General features: G+C 59.6%; 20 protein-coding genes and 2 pseudogenes. 9 read left to right on the top strand and 13 right to left on the bottom strand.

The genetic code is table 11. From position 1 onward, the window contains the following. Positions 1-6: 6 nt before the first annotated feature. Both Q1B16_RS20630 and Q1B16_RS20635 read right to left on the bottom strand, forming a co-directional pair. On the bottom strand, positions 7-1,065 hold the full coding sequence (locus Q1B16_RS20630; protein WP_299793789.1) for an HWE histidine kinase domain-containing protein: 1,059 nt from the start codon (positions 1,063-1,065) through the stop codon (positions 7-9). A 15-nt stretch (positions 1,066-1,080) separates the two neighbouring features. Beyond that, a complete protein-coding gene (locus Q1B16_RS20635) occupies positions 1,081-1,257 on the bottom strand; it encodes a hypothetical protein (protein ID WP_299793793.1) in 177 nt (58 codons plus the stop codon). A gap of 444 nt (positions 1,258-1,701) precedes the next feature. Here Q1B16_RS20635 and Q1B16_RS20640 point away from each other — a divergent pair, with 444 nt between their 5' ends. Beyond that, positions 1,702-1,896 carry a hypothetical protein gene (locus Q1B16_RS20640; RefSeq protein WP_299793796.1) on the top strand — a complete coding sequence of 65 codons (195 nt, stop codon included), beginning with the start codon at positions 1,702-1,704 and terminating at the stop codon, positions 1,894-1,896. 59 nt (positions 1,897-1,955) lie between these two features. On the opposite strand, the gene Q1B16_RS20645 is transcribed toward Q1B16_RS20640, so the two are convergent. Continuing rightward, positions 1,956-2,687 carry a Crp/Fnr family transcriptional regulator gene (locus tag Q1B16_RS20645; protein WP_299793799.1) on the bottom strand — a complete coding sequence of 244 codons (732 nt, stop codon included), beginning with the start codon at positions 2,685-2,687 and terminating at the stop codon, positions 1,956-1,958. A 178-nt stretch (positions 2,688-2,865) separates the two neighbouring features. On the opposite strand from Q1B16_RS20645, the gene Q1B16_RS20650 reads away from it, so the two are divergent. The 4 genes from Q1B16_RS20650 (at position 2,866) to Q1B16_RS20665 (ending at position 5,866) form a co-directional block, all read left to right on the top strand. Beyond that, entirely contained in the window at positions 2,866-3,120 is a 255-nt protein-coding gene (locus Q1B16_RS20650) for a hypothetical protein (RefSeq protein WP_299793802.1), read from the top strand. A 115-nt stretch (positions 3,121-3,235) separates the two neighbouring features. Next, positions 3,236-3,475, top strand: a complete 240-nt coding sequence (locus Q1B16_RS20655; RefSeq protein WP_299793805.1) for a hypothetical protein — start codon at positions 3,236-3,238, stop codon at positions 3,473-3,475. A gap of 74 nt (positions 3,476-3,549) precedes the next feature. Further along, the gene (locus Q1B16_RS20660; RefSeq protein ID WP_299793808.1) at positions 3,550-4,545 is read left to right on the top strand and encodes a fatty acid desaturase; all 996 of its coding nucleotides are present in this window, start codon (positions 3,550-3,552) and stop codon (positions 4,543-4,545) included. Between the two features lie 181 nt (positions 4,546-4,726). Next, the gene (locus tag Q1B16_RS20665; protein WP_299793811.1) at positions 4,727-5,866 is read left to right on the top strand and encodes a PHB depolymerase family esterase; all 1,140 of its coding nucleotides are present in this window, start codon (positions 4,727-4,729) and stop codon (positions 5,864-5,866) included. 86 nt (positions 5,867-5,952) lie between these two features. On the opposite strand, the gene Q1B16_RS20670 is transcribed toward Q1B16_RS20665, so the two are convergent. Together Q1B16_RS20670 and Q1B16_RS20675 are read right to left on the bottom strand one after the other, a co-directional pair. Further along, positions 5,953-6,282: a hypothetical protein gene (locus tag Q1B16_RS20670; protein WP_299793814.1), complete on the bottom strand. Its 330-nt coding sequence runs from the start codon at positions 6,280-6,282 to the stop codon at positions 5,953-5,955. Next, positions 6,260-6,865 (bottom strand): hypothetical protein, encoded by a 606-nt coding sequence (locus tag Q1B16_RS20675; protein WP_299793817.1) that lies wholly within the window; start codon positions 6,863-6,865, stop codon positions 6,260-6,262. The genes Q1B16_RS20670 and Q1B16_RS20675 overlap by 23 nt, the downstream gene beginning before the upstream one ends. A gap of 218 nt (positions 6,866-7,083) precedes the next feature. On the opposite strand from Q1B16_RS20675, the pseudogene Q1B16_RS20680 reads away from it, so the two are divergent. The 4 genes and pseudogenes from Q1B16_RS20680 to Q1B16_RS20695 form a co-directional block, all read left to right on the top strand. After that, a pseudogene (locus Q1B16_RS20680) lies at positions 7,084-7,257 on the top strand (IS3 family transposase); the annotation flags it as partial. Between the two features lie 328 nt (positions 7,258-7,585). After that, positions 7,586-8,179 (top strand): annotated as a pseudogene (locus Q1B16_RS20685) (phage integrase N-terminal SAM-like domain-containing protein); the annotation flags it as partial. Beyond that, complete coding sequence (locus Q1B16_RS20690) at positions 8,173-9,276, top strand: IS91 family transposase (protein ID WP_299793820.1); 1,104 nt, start codon at positions 8,173-8,175, stop codon at positions 9,274-9,276. The pseudogene Q1B16_RS20685 and the gene Q1B16_RS20690, both read left to right, overlap by 7 nt. Positions 9,277-9,746: 470 nt before the next feature. Further along, positions 9,747-10,226, top strand: a complete 480-nt coding sequence (locus tag Q1B16_RS20695) for an SRPBCC family protein (RefSeq protein ID WP_299793823.1) — start codon at positions 9,747-9,749, stop codon at positions 10,224-10,226. A gap of 197 nt (positions 10,227-10,423) precedes the next feature. On the opposite strand, the gene Q1B16_RS20700 is transcribed toward Q1B16_RS20695, so the two are convergent. The 8 genes from Q1B16_RS20700 to Q1B16_RS22390 form a co-directional block, all read right to left on the bottom strand. Further along, positions 10,424-11,308 carry an SDR family NAD(P)-dependent oxidoreductase gene (locus Q1B16_RS20700; RefSeq protein WP_299793826.1) on the bottom strand — a complete coding sequence of 295 codons (885 nt, stop codon included), beginning with the start codon at positions 11,306-11,308 and terminating at the stop codon, positions 10,424-10,426. Next, on the bottom strand, positions 11,305-11,775 hold the full coding sequence (locus Q1B16_RS20705) for a tryptophan-rich sensory protein (RefSeq protein WP_299793829.1): 471 nt from the start codon (positions 11,773-11,775) through the stop codon (positions 11,305-11,307). The genes Q1B16_RS20700 and Q1B16_RS20705 overlap by 4 nt, the downstream gene beginning before the upstream one ends. A 215-nt stretch (positions 11,776-11,990) precedes the next feature. Next, the gene (locus tag Q1B16_RS20710) at positions 11,991-12,875 is read right to left on the bottom strand and encodes a zincin-like metallopeptidase domain-containing protein (protein ID WP_299793832.1); all 885 of its coding nucleotides are present in this window, start codon (positions 12,873-12,875) and stop codon (positions 11,991-11,993) included. 439 nt (positions 12,876-13,314) lie between these two features. Then, positions 13,315-13,746 carry a nuclear transport factor 2 family protein gene (locus Q1B16_RS20715; protein WP_299793835.1) on the bottom strand — a complete coding sequence of 144 codons (432 nt, stop codon included), beginning with the start codon at positions 13,744-13,746 and terminating at the stop codon, positions 13,315-13,317. A 119-nt stretch (positions 13,747-13,865) separates the two neighbouring features. Beyond that, positions 13,866-15,155 carry a MobQ family relaxase gene (gene mobQ, locus Q1B16_RS20720; protein WP_299793838.1) on the bottom strand — a complete coding sequence of 430 codons (1,290 nt, stop codon included), beginning with the start codon at positions 15,153-15,155 and terminating at the stop codon, positions 13,866-13,868. Positions 15,156-16,044: 889 nt separating this feature from the next. Further along, positions 16,045-16,569, bottom strand: coding sequence for a hypothetical protein (locus Q1B16_RS20725; RefSeq protein WP_299793841.1), 525 nt, complete (start codon positions 16,567-16,569; stop codon positions 16,045-16,047). 171 nt (positions 16,570-16,740) lie between these two features. Beyond that, a complete protein-coding gene (locus tag Q1B16_RS20730) occupies positions 16,741-17,724 on the bottom strand; it encodes a hypothetical protein (RefSeq protein WP_366140179.1) in 984 nt (327 codons plus the stop codon). Positions 17,725-17,744: 20 nt separating this feature from the next. Beyond that, positions 17,745-17,891 (bottom strand): AraC family transcriptional regulator, encoded by a 147-nt coding sequence (locus Q1B16_RS22390; RefSeq protein WP_366140180.1) that lies wholly within the window; start codon positions 17,889-17,891, stop codon positions 17,745-17,747.

The following is a 17,891-nucleotide window of genomic DNA, read 5'->3' on the forward strand; positions in this document are numbered from 1 at the left end:
CAGCGATCAGGGCGTGATCGGCGCTCCTTCTCTCTCATTGACGCGAAGCCGATACGAGCAGCCGTCCTTCCTGAATTCCCGCGTCGCTTTTCCATTGAGCTGGCTGGGCAGGATCTGGGTCAGGATCATCGTGCCGAAACCTGACTTTACCGGCTCGGTGACGCCGATCAGGCCGGTTTCTTTCCACTCGAACTGGAAACCATCTCCAACCTTGCCCCAACTGATTGCCAGTCGCCCGCCCTCCTTGGCCAACGCGCCATACTTTGCGGCGTTGGTTGCGAGTTCATGCAACGCCATCGAGATTGACTGTGCTTCAACTGCTGTGACGTGCAAATTCGGCCCCTCGACAAAGATCGTTTTGTTCAGCTTGTCGGCATAAATATCGAGTTGTTGGTGGATCAACCGATCCATCGTCATGCCGTCCCGATTCCCCCCGGTCAGCAGAGAATGAGTCTTGGCGAGCGACTGGATGCGCGATTCAAATTCAGGCAGGAATTGATCGAATGATGCATGTCCACGAACGGTCTGCCGCGCGACGATTGTGACCATCGCCAGGAGGTTTCCGATGCGGTGCTGCATTTCCCCTGCAATTGCATCCTTCATCTCACGGGCCTTTACTTGCTCCGTGATGTCCCTGACCCGCAAGAGAACATGGCTCACCCCGCCGTCCCTGTCGGTCAGCGGTGTGAAGTGCGCATTACACCATACCTTGCGCATGCCGCCTTCCGCCGCGCTGTCCGGTATCGCGTAGAGAATTTCCTTGAGAGACGCCTGCTTGCCCGTCAGAGCCGTGTCGAATGCGCCCGTCAGCAATATCTGGTGTTCCTCGATTTCGGGAAACACGTCGAGAACTCTCTTGCCCAAAAGGTGTTCGCGGGTCGCCTTCAATGCGGCAACGTAATCATCGTTCATTTCGACAAACCGGAAATCACGATCAAGGATCGCGCAGGCCGCCGATAACGAATGAAAAACCTGTTCGTAATCAAGCCTGTCGTTCGTCGCTGACGGACCAATCGCATCCACGCCGTTCGTTCTATTGGGCTTGCGGTCGACTGATTGCCTCACATTGACGCCCTCCCTTTATGTAAAGAACATCGCAATTTTCGGATCGGCCATGCCGCCGTCCGAAACACCGGCATCCGTCGGAGTCCTCCGGAAGATCGGCCCGGGGGTTCGTAACTGTTTCCTGTCGGGAATACATTCAGTTTTTCTCGCAGGAGCCGTCTCGATTGTCTCACCTTCAATCTTCCGGTTCATGGCTACGCTCCAACAGTTAACAGGGAAATTGGCGGCACCCGAATACAGAACTCGTCAAGAAACAAACGCAGGTGCCGCCGGATGGAATGACTTTTCAAAGAATCGCGACGTGCAGTGACGGTTTTTTATCTGCTGTCAGAGGACGGCGCGCTAACAGGCATTAGTCTTGCAAGACCGGAAGCCATGTGCAGCGATACCTGCGCCAGCGGCTGAAAACCGCAGATCCAGCAAGTTTCCGGAGCCGGAACACCTTCAGCAGGAACCGACGCAAACCTGCGTCAGTATCAGGCTGTCAGAATCCGGGTAGCGTGAATGAAGATCCCCGAATGATCGGCGATCGAACCTCGAACAGAGCGTCAGCTGACGATCCTGCACACCCCCGACAACAGATGTTCGGGACGGCGGGCACCCGTTTGACGGCTCCTACCCGGAAGGAACACTCCAATGGACAACAAGCAATCCGACCAGATGCAACAGAAGCTGAAATCGACCAAGGAGGCCATCGACAAGGCCGAAGATGGACAAAAGAAGCAGTCCGCCCAGAAGCACTATCAGTCTGCGCAACAGGCCCAATCGGCCGACAAGAACGATGAGTGCATGAAGGAATGCGATGCGGCGATGAGCCAGCTGAACGCTTAAGATCGTCTATCGGTTGGCGTCACCCAACGGGGGTGGCGTCAACTTCTGCCCCGGCTGCATTACTTCAACATCGGCCCCTCGTAATCCAGATAAGCCTTGTCGAAACCGGCGAATTCTACCAGCTTGTCCAGGTTGTCGAACGTCACGGTGCCATCGCGAAACGTCAGCAGCCCTTCTTCGCGCAATTGCCGCAGAACACGGTTGATGTGAATGGCGCTCAGGCCCAGTGCATCGGCCAGAAGATACTGGGACAACGGGCATTCGTAGCTGTTCCCCGTCGCCAGCCCGACCAGCTTGAGCCGAGCCCCGAGTTCCAGCAGCAGATGTGCAACACGTTCGGCAGCGTCGCGCCGCCCCAGACTGACAAGGCGCTCGACGACGATTGCCTCATCGGTCGACGCGGACCAGAGTACGGCCGTGGCAAGGCGCGGGCTCGTCTCGAAAGCACCCAGAAGATCCTTGATCTTTACTTCCGATGCTTCGACCTTCCTGATCGGCTCGATGCTGTGGTCGGACGTCCTGAACAGAACGCTGCGCAGGCCGATGAAATCACCCGGTATCTGAAAATCGACAATCTGGCGGCCACCGCTCCGCAACAGTTTGTAGGAGCATACCCATCCTTTCGCCAGAATGTAGGCAGACGGGTCAGATTGTCCCTCGTAAACCATATCTTTCTTGTCAGAAAAGCTCAGACGTTTCGCGTGGAAGGTTTCCAGAATTGCAAGCTCGGGATCGGACAATGCAACATAGGCACCGAGTTTGCGCACGAGGGGGCTGCTCTGAATGCTCATAAAACGATTGTCCTTTCCCACGCCAAGGAATCTGGCGGCGAATGCCCCGGATGCGTCATTCTCGCCGAAAAAGAACCGCAACATACTGCTCGGGGTTAGCTAATCTTACATCGTTTCTGTCATGCTGTCATAGGTAACTGGTGCTGCGCCTACGGTCGCAACGGCACTGAGGTTACTCTTGAAAGGAACCTATCGCGTGTACCAGCCAAACGACGTCTCGGGCACGGCCGCCCTCGCCATCTGCGAGTCGCTGCTGCTGGCGCTGAACGACAGAGGCGTGTTGCCTGAGCATGAGATCGTAGGCGTCCTGCGGGATGCGGTGAATGCCCATCAAGACGTACCGGGGGATGACGAGAAGACAGCGCTTCATGCGGCCGTTGCGAAGTTGATAAACGGGATCATCGATGGCGGGAACTCTGTGCGCCGTCCGTGACCTACGTAGCTACCTGATACCTGCCGGGTTTCCGAATGCCTCGGGCATGTGCCCCTCGGGAGCCTGCCTCTCTGAAGTGCGCGCCCTACGACAAACATATCAGAAAGATTGATTAATGACCAAGCTGACAAGGACGACACTCTTCACAACGCCCGCCCCCCGAGCAGAAACGCCGATGGACCGGACCACACGCGCCGTGACGGAAATCATCGACGCGCAGACGGAAAAGCGCGAGATCAAGACAGCGCGTCTTCGCAAGGCACGTCTGGAAAGGGAGGCCGGTACGCAGGTCAAGGCGGTCGCGCCCAAATCCAAACGGGTATCCGCAAAGTCACCGGCTAAAGCCATCAAATAAGGTCTTCCGGCGGCTCAGGCGTAACACTGCCATTGTCTGCTGCACTTCTGGCATTCCAAAGGAAAGGACTCGAATTGCATACCTCCGAATGGACACGGATTCTGATCAGATATCGCGAACCGATCCTCTCCCGCAGCATTTTTGAGCTGACCGTGACCCTTGTCCCTTTCGTGGCGCTTTGGACGCTGGCCTGGTGGTCGCTGACGATCAGCGCCTGGCTGGCGTTAGCCATTGCCTTGGGAAATGCCGCCTTCCTCGTCCGCCTGTTCATCATCCAGCATGATTGCGGCCATGGAGCGTTCTTTGCGAACCGTCGACTAAGCGACTGGCTTGGTCGGTTCATAGGGGTCTTGACGCTGACGCCCTATGACGTCTGGCGGAAAACCCACTCGATCCACCACGCGACGACCGGCAATCTCGACGACAGGGGTGTCGGCGACATACCCACTTTGACAATCCGGGAATATCGGGAAAGGAAGTGGATAGGCAGGGCCGCATATCGTCTGATCCGCAATCCGGTTTTCCTGTTCGGTGTCGTTCCGTTCTACATCTTCTTTCTGCGCCAGCGGCTTCCGTTTGATCTGATGCGATCAGGCTGGCGCTACTGGATCAGTGCCCTGGCAACCAACGTCGCCATTGGCGTCACACTCGGATCGATCGCTTGGCTGGGTGGCTGGGACGTGCTGCTGTTCGTGTTCCTGCCGACCATGTTCTCGGCCGCAAGTGTCGGTATGTGGCTGTTCTACGTCCAGCATCAGTTTGAAGACACCGTCTGGGATCACGAGGCGAGCTGGGACGTGCGCGATGCGGCTTTCAACGGAAGTTCACACTATGACCTGCCTGTCGTTTTGCGTTGGATCACTGCAAATATCGGCGTCCATCATGTGCATCACCTTGCCAGTCGCATTCCCTTCTACCGCCTGAGCGAGGTGATCCTGGATCACGATATCCTGGCACAGTCCCAGCGTCTTACGCTTTTGGACAGCTTCCGCTGTGCCCGACTTCACCTCTGGGATGAACAGAGTCGCACGCTGCTGTCGTTCTCGGACGCGCGGACAATTGCCGCGTGATACTTTGCGCAGGATAGTTGGAAAAAATGATCTATGAGAGCCTGCGAAACCAGGACTGCATAAACCTTGGCAAGGTGCGACAAGCCTATCCAAGGCCAGAAAAGATAGGCTTCCGTTTTTCTCGCGGCTTGGGTCTCGACGAGGGACTTCCGTCTCTATTCCCCATCAGATTTGAGGTCAAATGTTCGATCCGTTCAGGAGTACCCGCGCAAAGGCGACAAGAAAGCTCCGGCGCGCAACCGTTTCAGCGGTGACCGATGTATGGGGCGCAATGCTTGCCCCTACGAAACCTGCGAAACGCAAGGGCACAAAAAAAGCAAAACCTGCCGCCAAGGCCACGAAACCGTCCGCCGTCACGCGGAAAGCCGCAGGCAAAAGGGGCTCAACCCGCGCCAACGCCAAATCGAGTGCTCCTGCTACATCCCGGTTAAAGAAAACTGTTCCACATGGTGCGGCGTTCCCAAGTGGGACGTATGAGAGCGCATTTGGCACCCGCTCCTACAAGCTCTACATACCTGCCGTCGCCAAATCGGCACCGGAGCCACTTCCACTGATCGTGATGCTGCACGGGTGCGGGCAATCTTCGGTGGATTTTGCTCGCGGCACCGGCATGAACACCCTGGCAGAGGAGTTCGGTTTCTTGGTCCTTTATCCGGCTCAGGCACGCGATGCCCATCACTATCGATGCTGGAATTGGTATAGGCAAGACGATCAGGCACGGGGCGCAGGAGAACCGGCCCTGATCGCAGGTTTGGCGCGCCATATCATTGCCGTCCAGAATGTCGATCCGGCCAAGGTCTATGTTGCGGGCCTGTCGGCGGGTGCGGCTGCGGCGCTGATTGTTGCAACGGCCTATCCCGACGTTTTTGCAGCGGTTGGTATTCATTCCGGTCTGGCCGTAGGCGCGGCGCATGATTCGGCCTCTGCGCCAATGGCGATGCAGAGCGGCAACCCCGGCCGACGTCACGAGGTTCAGATGCCAACCATTATTTTTCACGGTGATTCAGACAAGGTCGTCAACCCACGCAACAGTCGCTTCATCGCCATCCGGGCGCTGGAGCCTTATGCCCATCTTGATCGGGCGGTGAAAACGGGTCGCGTAAGCGGTGGCCGTGAATTTACCCGCACGGTACATCGTGTAGGCAAGGGACGTCCCTGCACCGAGCAGTGGGTCGTTCATGGGGCCGGACACGCCTGGTCAGGTGGTCATGCGGCGGGGAGTTATACCGACCCCAAAGGCCCCGATGCCTCGCGGCAGATGGTCCGGTTCTTTCTGCGGCACCGCACCACCAAGAAGTGCCGTGCTACGCAACCCGTCTGAAACCGGTGCGTACAAAATCAAAGCCCGCAGGTCATCAAACCGAAAATTTTACTCCGCTGGGTTCGAGAGACCAGGATCATTCGCGATCAAATGACCAGCACCCCAGAGGGCCGGACAAACCTCCACGTCGACATGACTGTTGCGCAACCTGCGACAGACACCAACCGGTGAACCCCCTCCATGATAACACGGCTGACTTCGACGGAGAGAAGATCGGGCCAATCGAAAACGGCCCGGTCCTCGCGCATCAGCTGGTTCTTCAGTTCAATCTGATTGTTTCCCGATTGCGCCCGGAACAACAGCACAAACGCGCCCCGCCAGTCCGTGATTTCGACAAGCGTTCCGAAGGCGTCGAAGCACACCGTCTCGATCCCGTCAAAGACGGGCGGCAGATCAGTGACTGAGGCCGGGGTCACGGTCGATCTCCCTGTCGATTTCGCGCTCGTTCTCGACCCCTCGGTCCTTTTCCTGGTCGCGCTCGTCCTCAATCTCCAGCTTTTCACGCGGCTTGTTCAGCACGTCCTTCAGCCGCTCGTTCACGGACGGCTTGCGCTCCTCGCGCCCGGTCTCCTCGCCAAGCTCGGGATCACTGTGACCGTCCAGCTTGTGAACCGCCGCCTGGCCATCGCGGCCCGCATCTTTCTCCATGTTTTCTTTCAGACGCTCGCGCGCATAGTTGCGGCTTTCCGGCTTCGGCGTGTCGTCCCAGTCCTCTGATCGTCCGACAACCCGCGCCAGCCGCTCGCGCACATCCTCCGGCCCGGCCTGCGCGCCGCGCTCGGTGACCGCTACATATTCCCGGCCCTGTCGCTGGGCCATCGCCTTTGCCCGCCGTTCCATGGAGTTTGCCGCCGGTCCCAGCTTCAGCTCGGGGTCGCGATCCAGTTCCTCGGCAGAGAGTTGATCCTCCCGGTCCAGCGCCGCCTCGTGCTGTGCCTCAAGCCACCGGTGATCGACGCGCTCCACCTCCCCTGCCCGCTCCAGCGCCCGGTTCTGCAACTCGGCCCAGACACCACGTATTTACTCGATCTCGACACCACCCGTCTTGGCAGAATCGAGCACGCGGGTCTTGGCGGTGAAGCCCTCGGGTTCAACCGCATGACGTCGATGCCGCCTGAAGCCCATGTCAGAAAAGCACGAAAGCCCTCCTGGATTGCTCCCACTGAAGTCGTCCTCCAACTGGCCTAGCTTTGCCCCGCAGATTGGAGGACCAGGAGATGGCTAGCAAGCGAGAGAAGCCGGAAGACATCGTTATGAAGCTGCGACAGGTTGAAGTGCTGCAGGGTCAGGTCCTGAGCGTCGCGGAGGCAGTGCGCCAGGTATGCATGACGCAGCAGACGTACTATTGGTGGCGTCGGCAGTACGGCGGGATGAGCCGGGATCAGCTGAAGCGGTCGGCCGAACGCAGCGCGATACATTGCGAAATTCTGCGATCATAACATGAACATGTGCTGCACACGCCACTCGTTAATCGACTGAAAATACAGCAGAATCGCTTCCATCCATCACGGGACAAACTCAACTGGCGCTTCGAACGTCTGCTTTGCTCGACGAGGATGAAGCCGCTACCGCGGCAGGGGCGCATGTGGTGAGGTTGGCGCGGTGATCTGAGTATCGTGATTTTGGAAATGGGCGCGTCTGTCTGACGATTGGGACCTCTCAATCAACGGACAGGAGGATCCCATGGTGGATCAAAAGACCACGCCACTGCGCGAACGGATGATAGAAGATATGCGGATCAAAGGCCTGGGGGAGAGCTCCCAGAAAGCGCATATTCGGGCGGTTCGCTACTTGGCAGAGTTCATCAGCCGCTCACCCGACACGGCGACTGCGGAAGACCTGCGCGCCTATCAACTTCACATGGTGAACACGAACGTGACGTCATCAACGTACAACGCGCGGCTCGTTGGGTTGCGCTTCTTTTTCGAGACGACGTGCCAGAAACCCGAGATGAAGCAGTGTCTGCACTTCCGCACGGAACCGCGCAGACTGCCTGTCGTGCTGAGCATCAAGGAAGTGTTCGAGTTGCTGAAGGTGGCACCCGGACCGGGGCAGAAGTATCGCGCGGCGCTCAGCATTTCCTATGGCACAGGGCTGCGTGCGTCGGAGGTGTGCAATCTCAAAGTCACTGACATCGACAGCGACCGGATGCTGATCCATGTCGAACGCGGTCAATTCGGCGCCCAGCATCCGTTCCATGAGCTTGATCTTCAGCTCTTTCATCAGCCCGGCATCGCCGAGCAGATCCTCAGGGCGCTCCACACCCTTCAGCAGTTCGTCCAGGATTTCTTTCGAGATGGTCATTCATGCTTCCTTTCGGTGAAGCATGGACCGGATCAGTCATACACAGAAGATCGGACACTCTCGCGTGCACCAAATGTAACCATCAGCACATCGCGTATAACTCGTGCAAAAACCGACACTGCCCCAAATGTCAGGCACCTGCGGCGCGCGACTGGATGGCAGCGCGTTCAGAAGACCTGCTGCCAGTTGAGTACTTCCAAGTAGTCTTTACGCTGCCCGCGGAAATCGCGCAGATCGCCCTCTGGAACAAGCGGGCAATCTACGGGCTGTTGTTCAAAGCGTCAGCTGAGACGATAGCCACCATCGCAGCCGATCCCAAACGCCTGGGTGCATGCGTTGGTATGACCAGCGTGCTGCACACCTGGGGTTCCGCGCTCACGCATCATCCCCACATCCACATGATCGTTCCTGGCGGTGGCCTGTCGTCGGATGGCACCGAGTGGATCGCCTGCAAGCCGGGCTTCTTTCTGCATGTGCGCGTGCTGTCACGGCTGTTCCGGCGGCTGTTTCTTGAAGGTCTGATGGCTCTGCACCGGACAGGGCAGTTGAAGTTCTTCGCCGACCTTGCTGGATTGGCAGATGCCAGCACCTTCGCCGAATGGATGGCTCCACTGCGCAAAGTCGACTGGGTCGTGTATGCCAAACCGCCATTTGGTGGGCCCGAGGCAGTACTCGCGTATCTGGCCCGCTACACCCACCGCGTGGCGATCTCCAACCACCGGCTGGTCAGCACCGATGCTGGTACCGTGGCGTTCCGATGGAAGGATTACAGGATCAAGCGGGGTGATCGCATGAAGGTGATGCGACTGCCGACCCGGGAGTTCATCCGGCGCTTTCTGATGCATGTTCTCCCTGATCGGTTCCACCGCATTCGGCACTATGGCTTCCTCGCAAGCGCTCGCCGTAAGGATAAAGTCGCGCAGATCAGGACGCTCATTGGCACCGCTAAAACCCCCAAGCCAGACCCGACCGTCGACGATCCTACGCCCACGCTCACATTGCGAGAGCCATGCCCCGAATGCGGTGGGCTCATGCGTATCGTCGAGACCTTCCGGCGAGGCCAAGTCCCCAAATCGCGCGCACCGCCCCGGAGCCAGGCCGCATGATGAAACGCCCATCATCTGACAAAGCACACGACCGATACGCCTTGCCGCGGCGGTTAACAACGGCGCGGCAAGGCGTATCGGTCGTGTGCTTTGCCGCGGCGGTTAACAACGGCGCTCGGCCTTCTCTCGGAGGAGGGTCACATCACAGCCAGATTGATCTGTGTTCCGCAGGTGAAATCAGCGAAACGACTACACATCCCCAGTCAGACGACCCAGCACAGAAGGCAAACAACAGCGCTTCCACCAAGATCAAACGCTGCCTACGACACGCTTTCTCCATAGCGCATCAACCGCATCCCGCGGCTTCCACCTTGTCAGATTTGTCAACGCGGGCCAGATTGCCAAGCACAAACCTAATACACTGGCCCGCATCAAAAAATCTTAGACTTTGCTGTCCTTCGCTGCGGTTGCGCAGATGTCCGGTTTAGGTCAATCAACCAGGGATAGCTTTTTGAACCACAGGAGCGACTGTGAAGACCGTCATCCTCGAACACGAATACGCCTCACCGGCGAAGGAGGTCTGGGCGCTGGCAACGGACCTCGATGCACTCAGGGAAATCATGGATGGGGTTGTCAGCTTCGAAGGGTTGCCGAGCGGTCGCATATACCAAGGCCAGAGAATTACCGTGCAGGTGTCGCTGTTCGGGAAGTTACCGCCTCAACCGTATTTCATGGAAGTCCTGGAGTGCGACGACGAAGCAATGATTTTGCGGTCTTCTGAAAAGGGCGCAGGCGTCAAATCGTGGCGTCACACTCTGACCGTGGAACCGCAGCAGTCAGGGTCCAGGCTGCGCGACGTCATAGAAATCGACGCGGGCTGGATGTCATGGGCCTTCGCGCTCTGGGCACGGTTTCTGTATCGCAAGCGGCATGAACCGCGCGTTCAAATTCTTGCGGACATGCGGGCGAAACGGTCTGAGACTGAGTTGTCCGATTCAGAAACGCCGTGAAGTGAACCAAGATGCACTGCGGCCTTTCGCCCTATGTGCAGTGAACTGCAAAACGGGCTCGTCCCGGACCTTCTCCGCACCGCAGGATGTGCCTGACCTCAACCGTTTCTGGCACCGATAGAATCGAACGGTTTAAGGACTAGGGTTCGGAAGGGGGCTGATGTCAGCTGTGCAGGACCTAATCCTTCTTGTTTCGATCAAGGTCGGTGCGACGGCAAAATTTCGTCGCAGTCCCGACACCAATTCCAAAGGCGCTCTGCGCTGTCAGTATCCTTGCTTTCTTCACTGGATAGGCTTTCACCGAAATCCGCCAGAAACTGCCCGCCTGCTCCTGCCAGCGATGGATCGGTCGCGGCCCAGGCATAGGCCGCTGCCGCCTGATCGAGCGATGTTGCAAAAGGCATGTATGACAGAAGTCGCATGAAGACCTGACGCCGAAGACCAGACCGTTCCGCTACGGCCATGGGCACGAAGCCGGGGCAAAGCGCGTTCACGCGCACGCCGTGACTGCGCAACCGACGCTCTGCTTCGCGCGCAAGCCAGATCATGGCAAGCTTGCTGTTGCAGTAGGCGGTCATCGGTCGAAACCGCCGGGACAGGTCGATATCGGTCCAGTCGAACCGGGGCCCCATCCCGAAGCGTCCGGGCAGGTGCAGGCGCGAACTGACCAGTGTGACCCGAACCTCTCCCAGGGTTTTGGCCGATGCGATCAGATGCGGCGTCATCGCTTGCATCAGCCGGAAGGCCCCGAACACGTTGACAGCAAACGTCCGTTCGAGACCGGTATCCGTCATCTGCGGCTGGCGACCTTCCGGCCAGTGCACGGCACCGACAATGACCGATCTTACCGGATGGGGGAGTCGCTCTGCAAAGCGATGGATTGAAGCCGGGTCCAGCACATCAAGTTGCATACCCGTCATAGGATGACGCGTTTCGTTTGCGATCCCGGTCGCAACCGACGTCGCCGCAGCCTCCGTTGTCGCTGTCAGAATGACATTGTGACCGTCAAGCGACAGCTTTCGCGCGGCGGCACGCCCGATCCCGCGCGATCCGCCGACAATGACGATGGCTCCGGTTGTCACTGCAAAAGCAACTCCTGCACGACGCTGATGCTGGCGAAGGCGGTCCAGACGGCGACTGCAGCCAGGGCGATCCCTGCGCCCGTTGAAACGGGCCATGCCTGCATGGCGAGGAACAGGGCAAACAGGATCACCACGCCGTTGCCGATCAGCCCGAACCACAGCGCGGAAATACCTGTGAATTGTGCGAGGCCGAGCGTGTAGTAGGCATAGCTGGCGCACAGCACCCCCAGCAGGATGATCGCAACCCCCAGTCCCGGGGGCCCGCCCGCCTCCAGCACCGACCAGCGGGCGTAGCCCATGGCCGGAAACAGGATCAGCCAGGCCGCCACAACCAGCCAGCCCGGCGGGGCCAAGGACGCGGGCGACGGTCCATCTCCACCGAATTCCAGCCCCAGTAGACCGGCGGGCACATTGACCAGAAGCAACAGGGCCAGAAAGCCGATCATGTTGACTACAAGAGACATCATGGGGCACCTCAAGGAAAGCCGGACAACTCATGTCCGATCATTGCTTTTACGTCCGACGAGGGGTCCTGGTTTCAACCTCATTCAGCGGCCCGTGTCATCCCGTGGTCTGAACTCGGGTGATTGTCTCACCTGAACCCTGTCACCTCGATCACGCCGCAATGAAAGAGGTCCCCACCTGCCGATAGGGGCCTCGATCCTCTCGGCGGTACGGGCTGTTACTCAGCCGCCATCCGGTCAACCTGCACGGTGCGCTCCATGATGTAATCCACGGCCTTCTGCGCCTCGGACGCGGCACGAAAGATCGCGCGGCTGTCTTCCTTCATCGCGTCAAGCCAACCTTCGACATAGGCCGCGCTCTGGTCGAACTCGGGCTCCACCCCGATCTGCGCGCAAAGCATGCAGTTGCCAATCTCGGCGACCAGCTCTTCGAACGCGTAGGCCTTTCGGTCGCTGAACCGGCCGAGACGGTCCAGCCGCTTCGTCGCTCCTGGCCAGTGGGTCAGCTCATGCGCAAGAGTGCCGTAGTATCCGGCCGCTCGATGAAACGTGCCGATCGGCGGCATGTGGATGCGGTCGGTCCTGATGTTGTAGTAGGCGCGCGGCTCCCCGGTCACGTCGATCTGTGCGCCGGACGCGGCAAAGAACGCCTCCAGCGCGGGGTCGGCCATGGTGCCCAGGTCACGCGGCGGATCGGGCAGGATGTAGAACTCGGCGGGCAGGCCCTCGATCTGCTCGGAATTGAACACGCGGTAGGCCCTCGCGTAGGGGATTTGCCGTTCCTCGCCGGTCTCGTCCTCGCGCTCGACGGTCCCGTACTTCACGACGGTGGCGGATTTCTCGCCCTTGCGGACATGCCCCCCGAGCTGTTTGGCCTGATTGAACGTCATCCAGCGGGCCGAGCTGTAATCTTTGCTCATCGCCGTAGCCCAGAGCATCAGGACGTTGATCCCCCGATAGGCCTCGCCGTTGAACCGCTCCGGCAAGCTGGCCCCTGCCCCTCCGCCGGTCCACGGCTTGCGCCAGGGCGGCGTTCCCGCCTCGATCTGCGCGACGATCTGGTTGGTGACATGGATGTAGACGTCAAACTTCGCTGCGGTCATTTGTGACCCTCCTCGCAAAAGCGGTCCGGGTCTCTTCCCTTTCCGCCGATGGGCGGGCCTTCCTTCTCTGTTGTCTGGAATGCCCATGCATTCCGGACGGCAGAGCAGGTAAGGGCAAAGCCCGTCCTGCGGCCCGGCGGGGCCGTGACATCCGGGTGAAGGCCGTGAATTTGGGAGGGAACCGCGCGGGCCGCGCCCGCGTGGGAGGAACCGGAATTCTCGATCGGAACCGACGCCACAGGCGGCGCTTGCCGGTTTTCTCGGACCTGCCGGGATGGCAGGCGGATCAACTGGATTAGAAATTGTCAGGGTTGGGGTGAGCGGGCGTCAGCCCGTCGATTCCTTGCCCTGACTATCGCTCAAGGCGAGACTGGCAACCGGCCGGGATCACAGACATCCTGCCGAGACCATGCGGCGGCTCTGCGGGAATTTGTGGACGTCAGATGATCCCGTGCTGCTTCAGCAGTTCCTGTTCGTCGCCGGACACCCAGCCAAAGACTTTCGCGGTGCCGTTCAGGACCTGAACGAGATAATGGACATCAAAGTCGATGGCTGTCTCGGGCAGATCGTCTCGGGAATATGTTGCGGTCCAGGAGACGTGGGCCACGCAATGGAGGTCGTCTATTGGAGACAGCCGAATATTGCGCTTTCGCATCTGCCGGGTGCCGATTTCCCTGTATTTCTGATAACCTTGAACCATCGCCTGAACGAGTGTTTCGTCGTTCTTCCCGGCCATGACCCCGGCAGGATTAGCCGCGATAAACTCGGAGGCGTAGAGTTCTGAGACCTCTTCTTTATCGAAGTCGTCAGCCAAAGAGCGCTCGAAAAATTCCTCGTATCGCTCGAACAGCTTATGCACTTCTTGTTCCACAGACTTGGTCCTCAACGGCAGAGCGATTCGGGGAACATCGCACCGATCACGCTATTGAACAACGACTTCAAGGAGCTCACAGCCAACCTTCCGGCAACGCGCGCCCTGCCCTTTTTGGGTCACATTCCATGCGTCGGCCCCCGATCGATGTCGCGTTCCTTCTCGACCTCCTGATCCTTCTCCTGGTCGCGCTCGTCCTCGATCTCCAGCTTTTCGCGCGGCTTGTTGAGCACGTCCTTCAGGCGCTCGTTCACGGACGGCTTGCGCGTCCCGCTCCCTGTATCCTCGCCAAGCTCAGGTTCGCCGTGCCCGTCCAGCCTGTGGACCGCCGCCTGCCCGTCGCGCCCGGCATCCTTCTCCATGATCTCCTTCAGGCGCTTTTTCGCATACGTGAGGCGTTCCGGCTTCGGCGCGTCGTCCCGGTCCTCTGCCCGGCCCACGACCCGCGCCAGCTTCTCCCGCATGTCCTCCGGCCCGGTCCGCGCGCCGCGCTCCTTCGCGGCCGCCGCCCTGAGCGCTGCAAGACCGGCTGAGACACGGCCCTGTCCGGCCTCGCGCTCGGCCCCGTAGGTCTCCCGCGCGATGTCCAGACGTTCGCGCAGTTCGCGGAAGGCGGCACGGGCCTGGCGGGCGGCATGAACCACGGCCCCGCGCTCGGTCACTGGCACGTATTCCCGCCCCTGGCGCTCGGCCATCGCCTTCGCCCGGCGCTCCATGGAGGTGGCCGCCGGTCCCAGCTTCAGCTCGGGGTCACGGTCCAGCTCCTCGGCCGAAAGCTGATCGCCCCGCTCCAGCGCAGCCTCGCGCTGCGCTTCGAGCGACCGGTGATCGACGCGTTCCGCCTCCCCTGCCCGCTCCAGGGCCCGGTTCTGCAACTCGGCCCAGACGCAGCGCATCTGCTCGATCTCGACGCCGCCGGTCTTCGCGGAATCGAGCACGCGGGTCTTGGCGGTGAAGCCTTGCGCCTCCAGCATGCGGGTGGAGGTCAGAACATGGGCGTGGTGGTTGCGCTGATCCCCTTCCCGGTGTGGCGCGTGGATCGCCACATCGACGGCCACCCCGTAGCGGCCGACCAACTCCCGGGCGAAGTCGCGCGTGATCTGCGACCGGTCCTCGGCGCTGATCTCGGACGGCAGGGCCAGCTCCCATTCGCGGGCGGTGACGGAGTTGCGGCGGGTCTCGGCGGCTTCGACCTCGTTCCAGAGTCGCGACCGGTCTTGCGCCCAGTCCGGTGCATCCTTGGGGGTCAGGATGAAGGTCTCCTCGATGCCCTGCTTGCGGGTGTAATCGTGGATGCGACCTTCGCGCTGGCACTCGATGCGCTCCCCGACACGGTAGGCGGCCGCCGCCGTGGCGGAGCGCCCGGCGCTGCGTTTGATCGTCTTCACAGAGAGGTGGTAGCTCGCCATGCGCCCTCCTCTCTCAAAGGCGATAGTTGCCGCCGTGGCAGAGCGCCCAACTCTTGGCTCGTGACAAGAGCTGAGGTGTTGGTGCAGAGTGGGGATGAAGCCCAACCTCTTCCGATTCCCTTCGGAAAGGGCTTCGTCCTCCCTGTAGGGCGTAAGACGGTGGTTTTGGAGATCAGTGATCCAAGACCGCCGCAGCTTTGCGCAACCGTCTTTTCCCCGGAGGCCCGCGCCCCAAATCGCAATGCGCGTTCGCACCGCTGAGGCTGGAGGGGAAAAGACAGCCCGTCCGAAGCGAGCCTCTGGCTCTCCGAGGCGCGGGCTTGCCAGTGATCTGCCCCCAAATCCCCAGCCTTGTGGGGGGCGGGATATGGGGAAAAATCACTGACGGTTTGCCGGGGGCAAACCCGGTATCGCGAAGGGGCATCAGCTCCTGGGCGCGATACCTCCCGCAAGGGAGACACCAGCGGCAGACCGGCCCCCACCGTGGGGCAGCGGGCGAGACGTTGGTGCGAGCTTGCGGGACGCGATCCAACTGCCAAAGTTGGCCTTGGTGAGTTTGAGAGGCTGGGAGGGTCTTTCATTCCGGCGCGTATCGCGCCGGATGGAGTTCGCCATCGGCTGAGGCCCCGCCTCAAGGAGATCGCACGCAAATCTCGGAACCATAGGTGGAGAGTTTGCATAAGTAAGCCCTTAGGGGCGCCACGAATCTAGGAGATCAAGAAAGTGCGGGGTCGGAAAGCGGCCCTTAGCGGCCATCCGGCGGAGGCTTTCTCTGCCGCAATGCGGCCCGCCAGACCGGACGTTTGCTGCGTTAGCGAAGAGATATTTCCAACAAACTTGTTTCAAAAGGCCAGATCGGTGGCGACGGAAAAAGGTCGCGTTGCATTGATCACTTGCTTGTCAGGCCCATCTCGTTCAGCTGCCTCAATTTTGCCTCGGCGGCCCAGGGCCTGAACTCGCGCGTCAAAATCAGAGGCCGTCTGCGATCAGGAAGCCGAAGCAGGATCTCATTCTGCTCATCGTCGTATTTCAGTTCAACGGCCTCAATCTCATCAAACCGGTAGCTGGCAGATCGGGGCTCACGCCACGGAAGATGAAATTGCACGTCGACCATTCGCCGTTCCGGCGAGATGGTGACGATATGATCAGGTTTGAAGAGCGCGCTGTACAGGCTACCGATGACAACGATACCGGTGCCGCCAACACATGATCCAAGGATCGCCATATACGCAAAAAGGTCGCCTGATCGGGACATATCACCTTGGAGGACGGACGCAATCAGGTCACGGGCTTCACTGCTGAATATGCCAAAAAACGATCCGATGACCGTCGCGATGAAAGCGAAGAGGGGAACCGCCAGAAGACCGATGAACCGATGCCCGCGTTTGATCTCGTTTCTGAATTCGACAATCATGATTGCTCTTTCAAGTGATCGCTACAGAAAAAGTACATAGTTTTTAGGCGATTATTGGGCGCCTGGTTTTTGTGCCGCAGGTCTCAGCCGACTCTTCGCCAAGGCCACACACAACCGACATGCTCCGCCTTGGTTCAGCTGGGAAAAAAGGGGGCCACAGCAAGGATCACTTTAGTTATGTGATCGGCCCGTTATATCAAGAATGGATTGCCAAGGCGCCGAGCCGGTCTCTTTCAACAGCGATGGCCCCCACCAGATCACCCATTCAGCGCCACTTGAAATCGCTTGCGACATCATCAGGTCCGTTTCCTTTCCTGTCGGGGCGCGGGCCGCGTTAATCACTTCGGCCGGAAAGCTGGCTTCCAGAAACGTGCTTTCGTAGAGATCAGCATAGCCGAAGCCCTGCAAAACGACCAATCGCTGACGATCCGGGACTGCGTCCTTCAGCCAGGACAGGTAATCCGCAACTGCCCTGTCTTCTGCCACGACTGCTCCGCCGCTTACGGGCGTGGCCAGATTGGACAGGGTGGCCGGCACAGGATAGACATCGAAGCCCACCGCGTCCGCGTGCGCTGAATATTTGACAACCTCCTTTAGGTATTGATCGATGCGGTCGAGCGTTCCGAACGTTGGGCTATCCACAAGAATGGGGGCATGCACCATCAGAACTGGCAGTTCTGGCGCGACGACCTTCACCCGTGCGTAAAAAGCCGCGACATCCTCGATAGGACGACCGTTGAAAATGGCTTCATCGTAAGTCGTTATCGCGGCCACATGTTCCGGCCCGGCGCAGCTCAGAACCTGGCGGAGCAGGTCTTCATCCATGGCCAATTGACGAAGCGCCGCAGCATCTGGATAAAGAAGTTCCCCCGGCAAGATCAGCCTCATACCCGTCTCACGCAACGCCGCGAAGGCAGGATCGCCCGGCGTGCAGGGGGGCATGAAATCAATCTCATATCCCAGGCTCAGAGCGTGGGGCAATTCCTGGAACTGAAACGTCGGAAAGTAGGTGTCGATCCCTCTGGATTTCAATGTCGTGAACAGACGCAGATAGTCCCTATCCTCGATTGTCTCCACCGGGGACCCGGCAACCCCAAAGCTCTGCGCCCGGCCCGGCCCGGGCAGGCAGAGGACGGCGGCAGCCAGCAGGCGCAAGATGCCTGACAAACGCGCCATCAGGTCACGCCTTTCCTTGCATTTACCGCACGCCACTGCGTTGGCGAAACACCGGTGACCCGCAGGAACTCTCGGTTGAAGTTCGATTTCGACGCAAACCCGACGGCCAGTGATATCGCCAGAACAGTCGCATTGGTTTCCTTCAA

It is taken from the genome of uncultured Marivita sp. (genome assembly GCF_947488135.1).
In the GTDB taxonomy this organism is placed as follows: domain Bacteria; phylum Pseudomonadota; class Alphaproteobacteria; order Rhodobacterales; family Rhodobacteraceae; genus Marivita.

Bases quoted from the DNA above. Each gene is read 5' to 3' on its own strand.
- Q1B16_RS20635 (WP_299793793.1), bottom strand. From the start codon at position 1,257: ATGAACCGGAAGATTGAAGGTGAGACAATCGAGACGGCTCCTGCGAGA.
- Q1B16_RS20640 (WP_299793796.1), top strand. From the start codon at position 1,702: ATGGACAACAAGCAATCCGACCAGATGCAACAGAAGCTGAAATCGACC.
- Q1B16_RS20645 (WP_299793799.1), bottom strand. From the start codon at position 2,687: ATGAGCATTCAGAGCAGCCCCCTCGTGCGCAAACTCGGTGCCTATGTT.
- Q1B16_RS20655 (WP_299793805.1), top strand. From the start codon at position 3,236: ATGACCAAGCTGACAAGGACGACACTCTTCACAACGCCCGCCCCCCGA.
- Q1B16_RS20665 (WP_299793811.1), top strand. From the start codon at position 4,727: ATGTTCGATCCGTTCAGGAGTACCCGCGCAAAGGCGACAAGAAAGCTC.
- Q1B16_RS20690 (WP_299793820.1), top strand. From the start codon at position 8,173: ATGCTTCCTTTCGGTGAAGCATGGACCGGATCAGTCATACACAGAAGA.
- Q1B16_RS20705 (WP_299793829.1), bottom strand. From the start codon at position 11,775: ATGATGTCTCTTGTAGTCAACATGATCGGCTTTCTGGCCCTGTTGCTT.
- Q1B16_RS20710 (WP_299793832.1), bottom strand. From the start codon at position 12,875: ATGACCGCAGCGAAGTTTGACGTCTACATCCATGTCACCAACCAGATC.
- mobQ (WP_299793838.1), bottom strand. From the start codon at position 15,155: ATGGCGAGCTACCACCTCTCTGTGAAGACGATCAAACGCAGCGCCGGG.
- Q1B16_RS20725 (WP_299793841.1), bottom strand. From the start codon at position 16,569: ATGATTGTCGAATTCAGAAACGAGATCAAACGCGGGCATCGGTTCATC.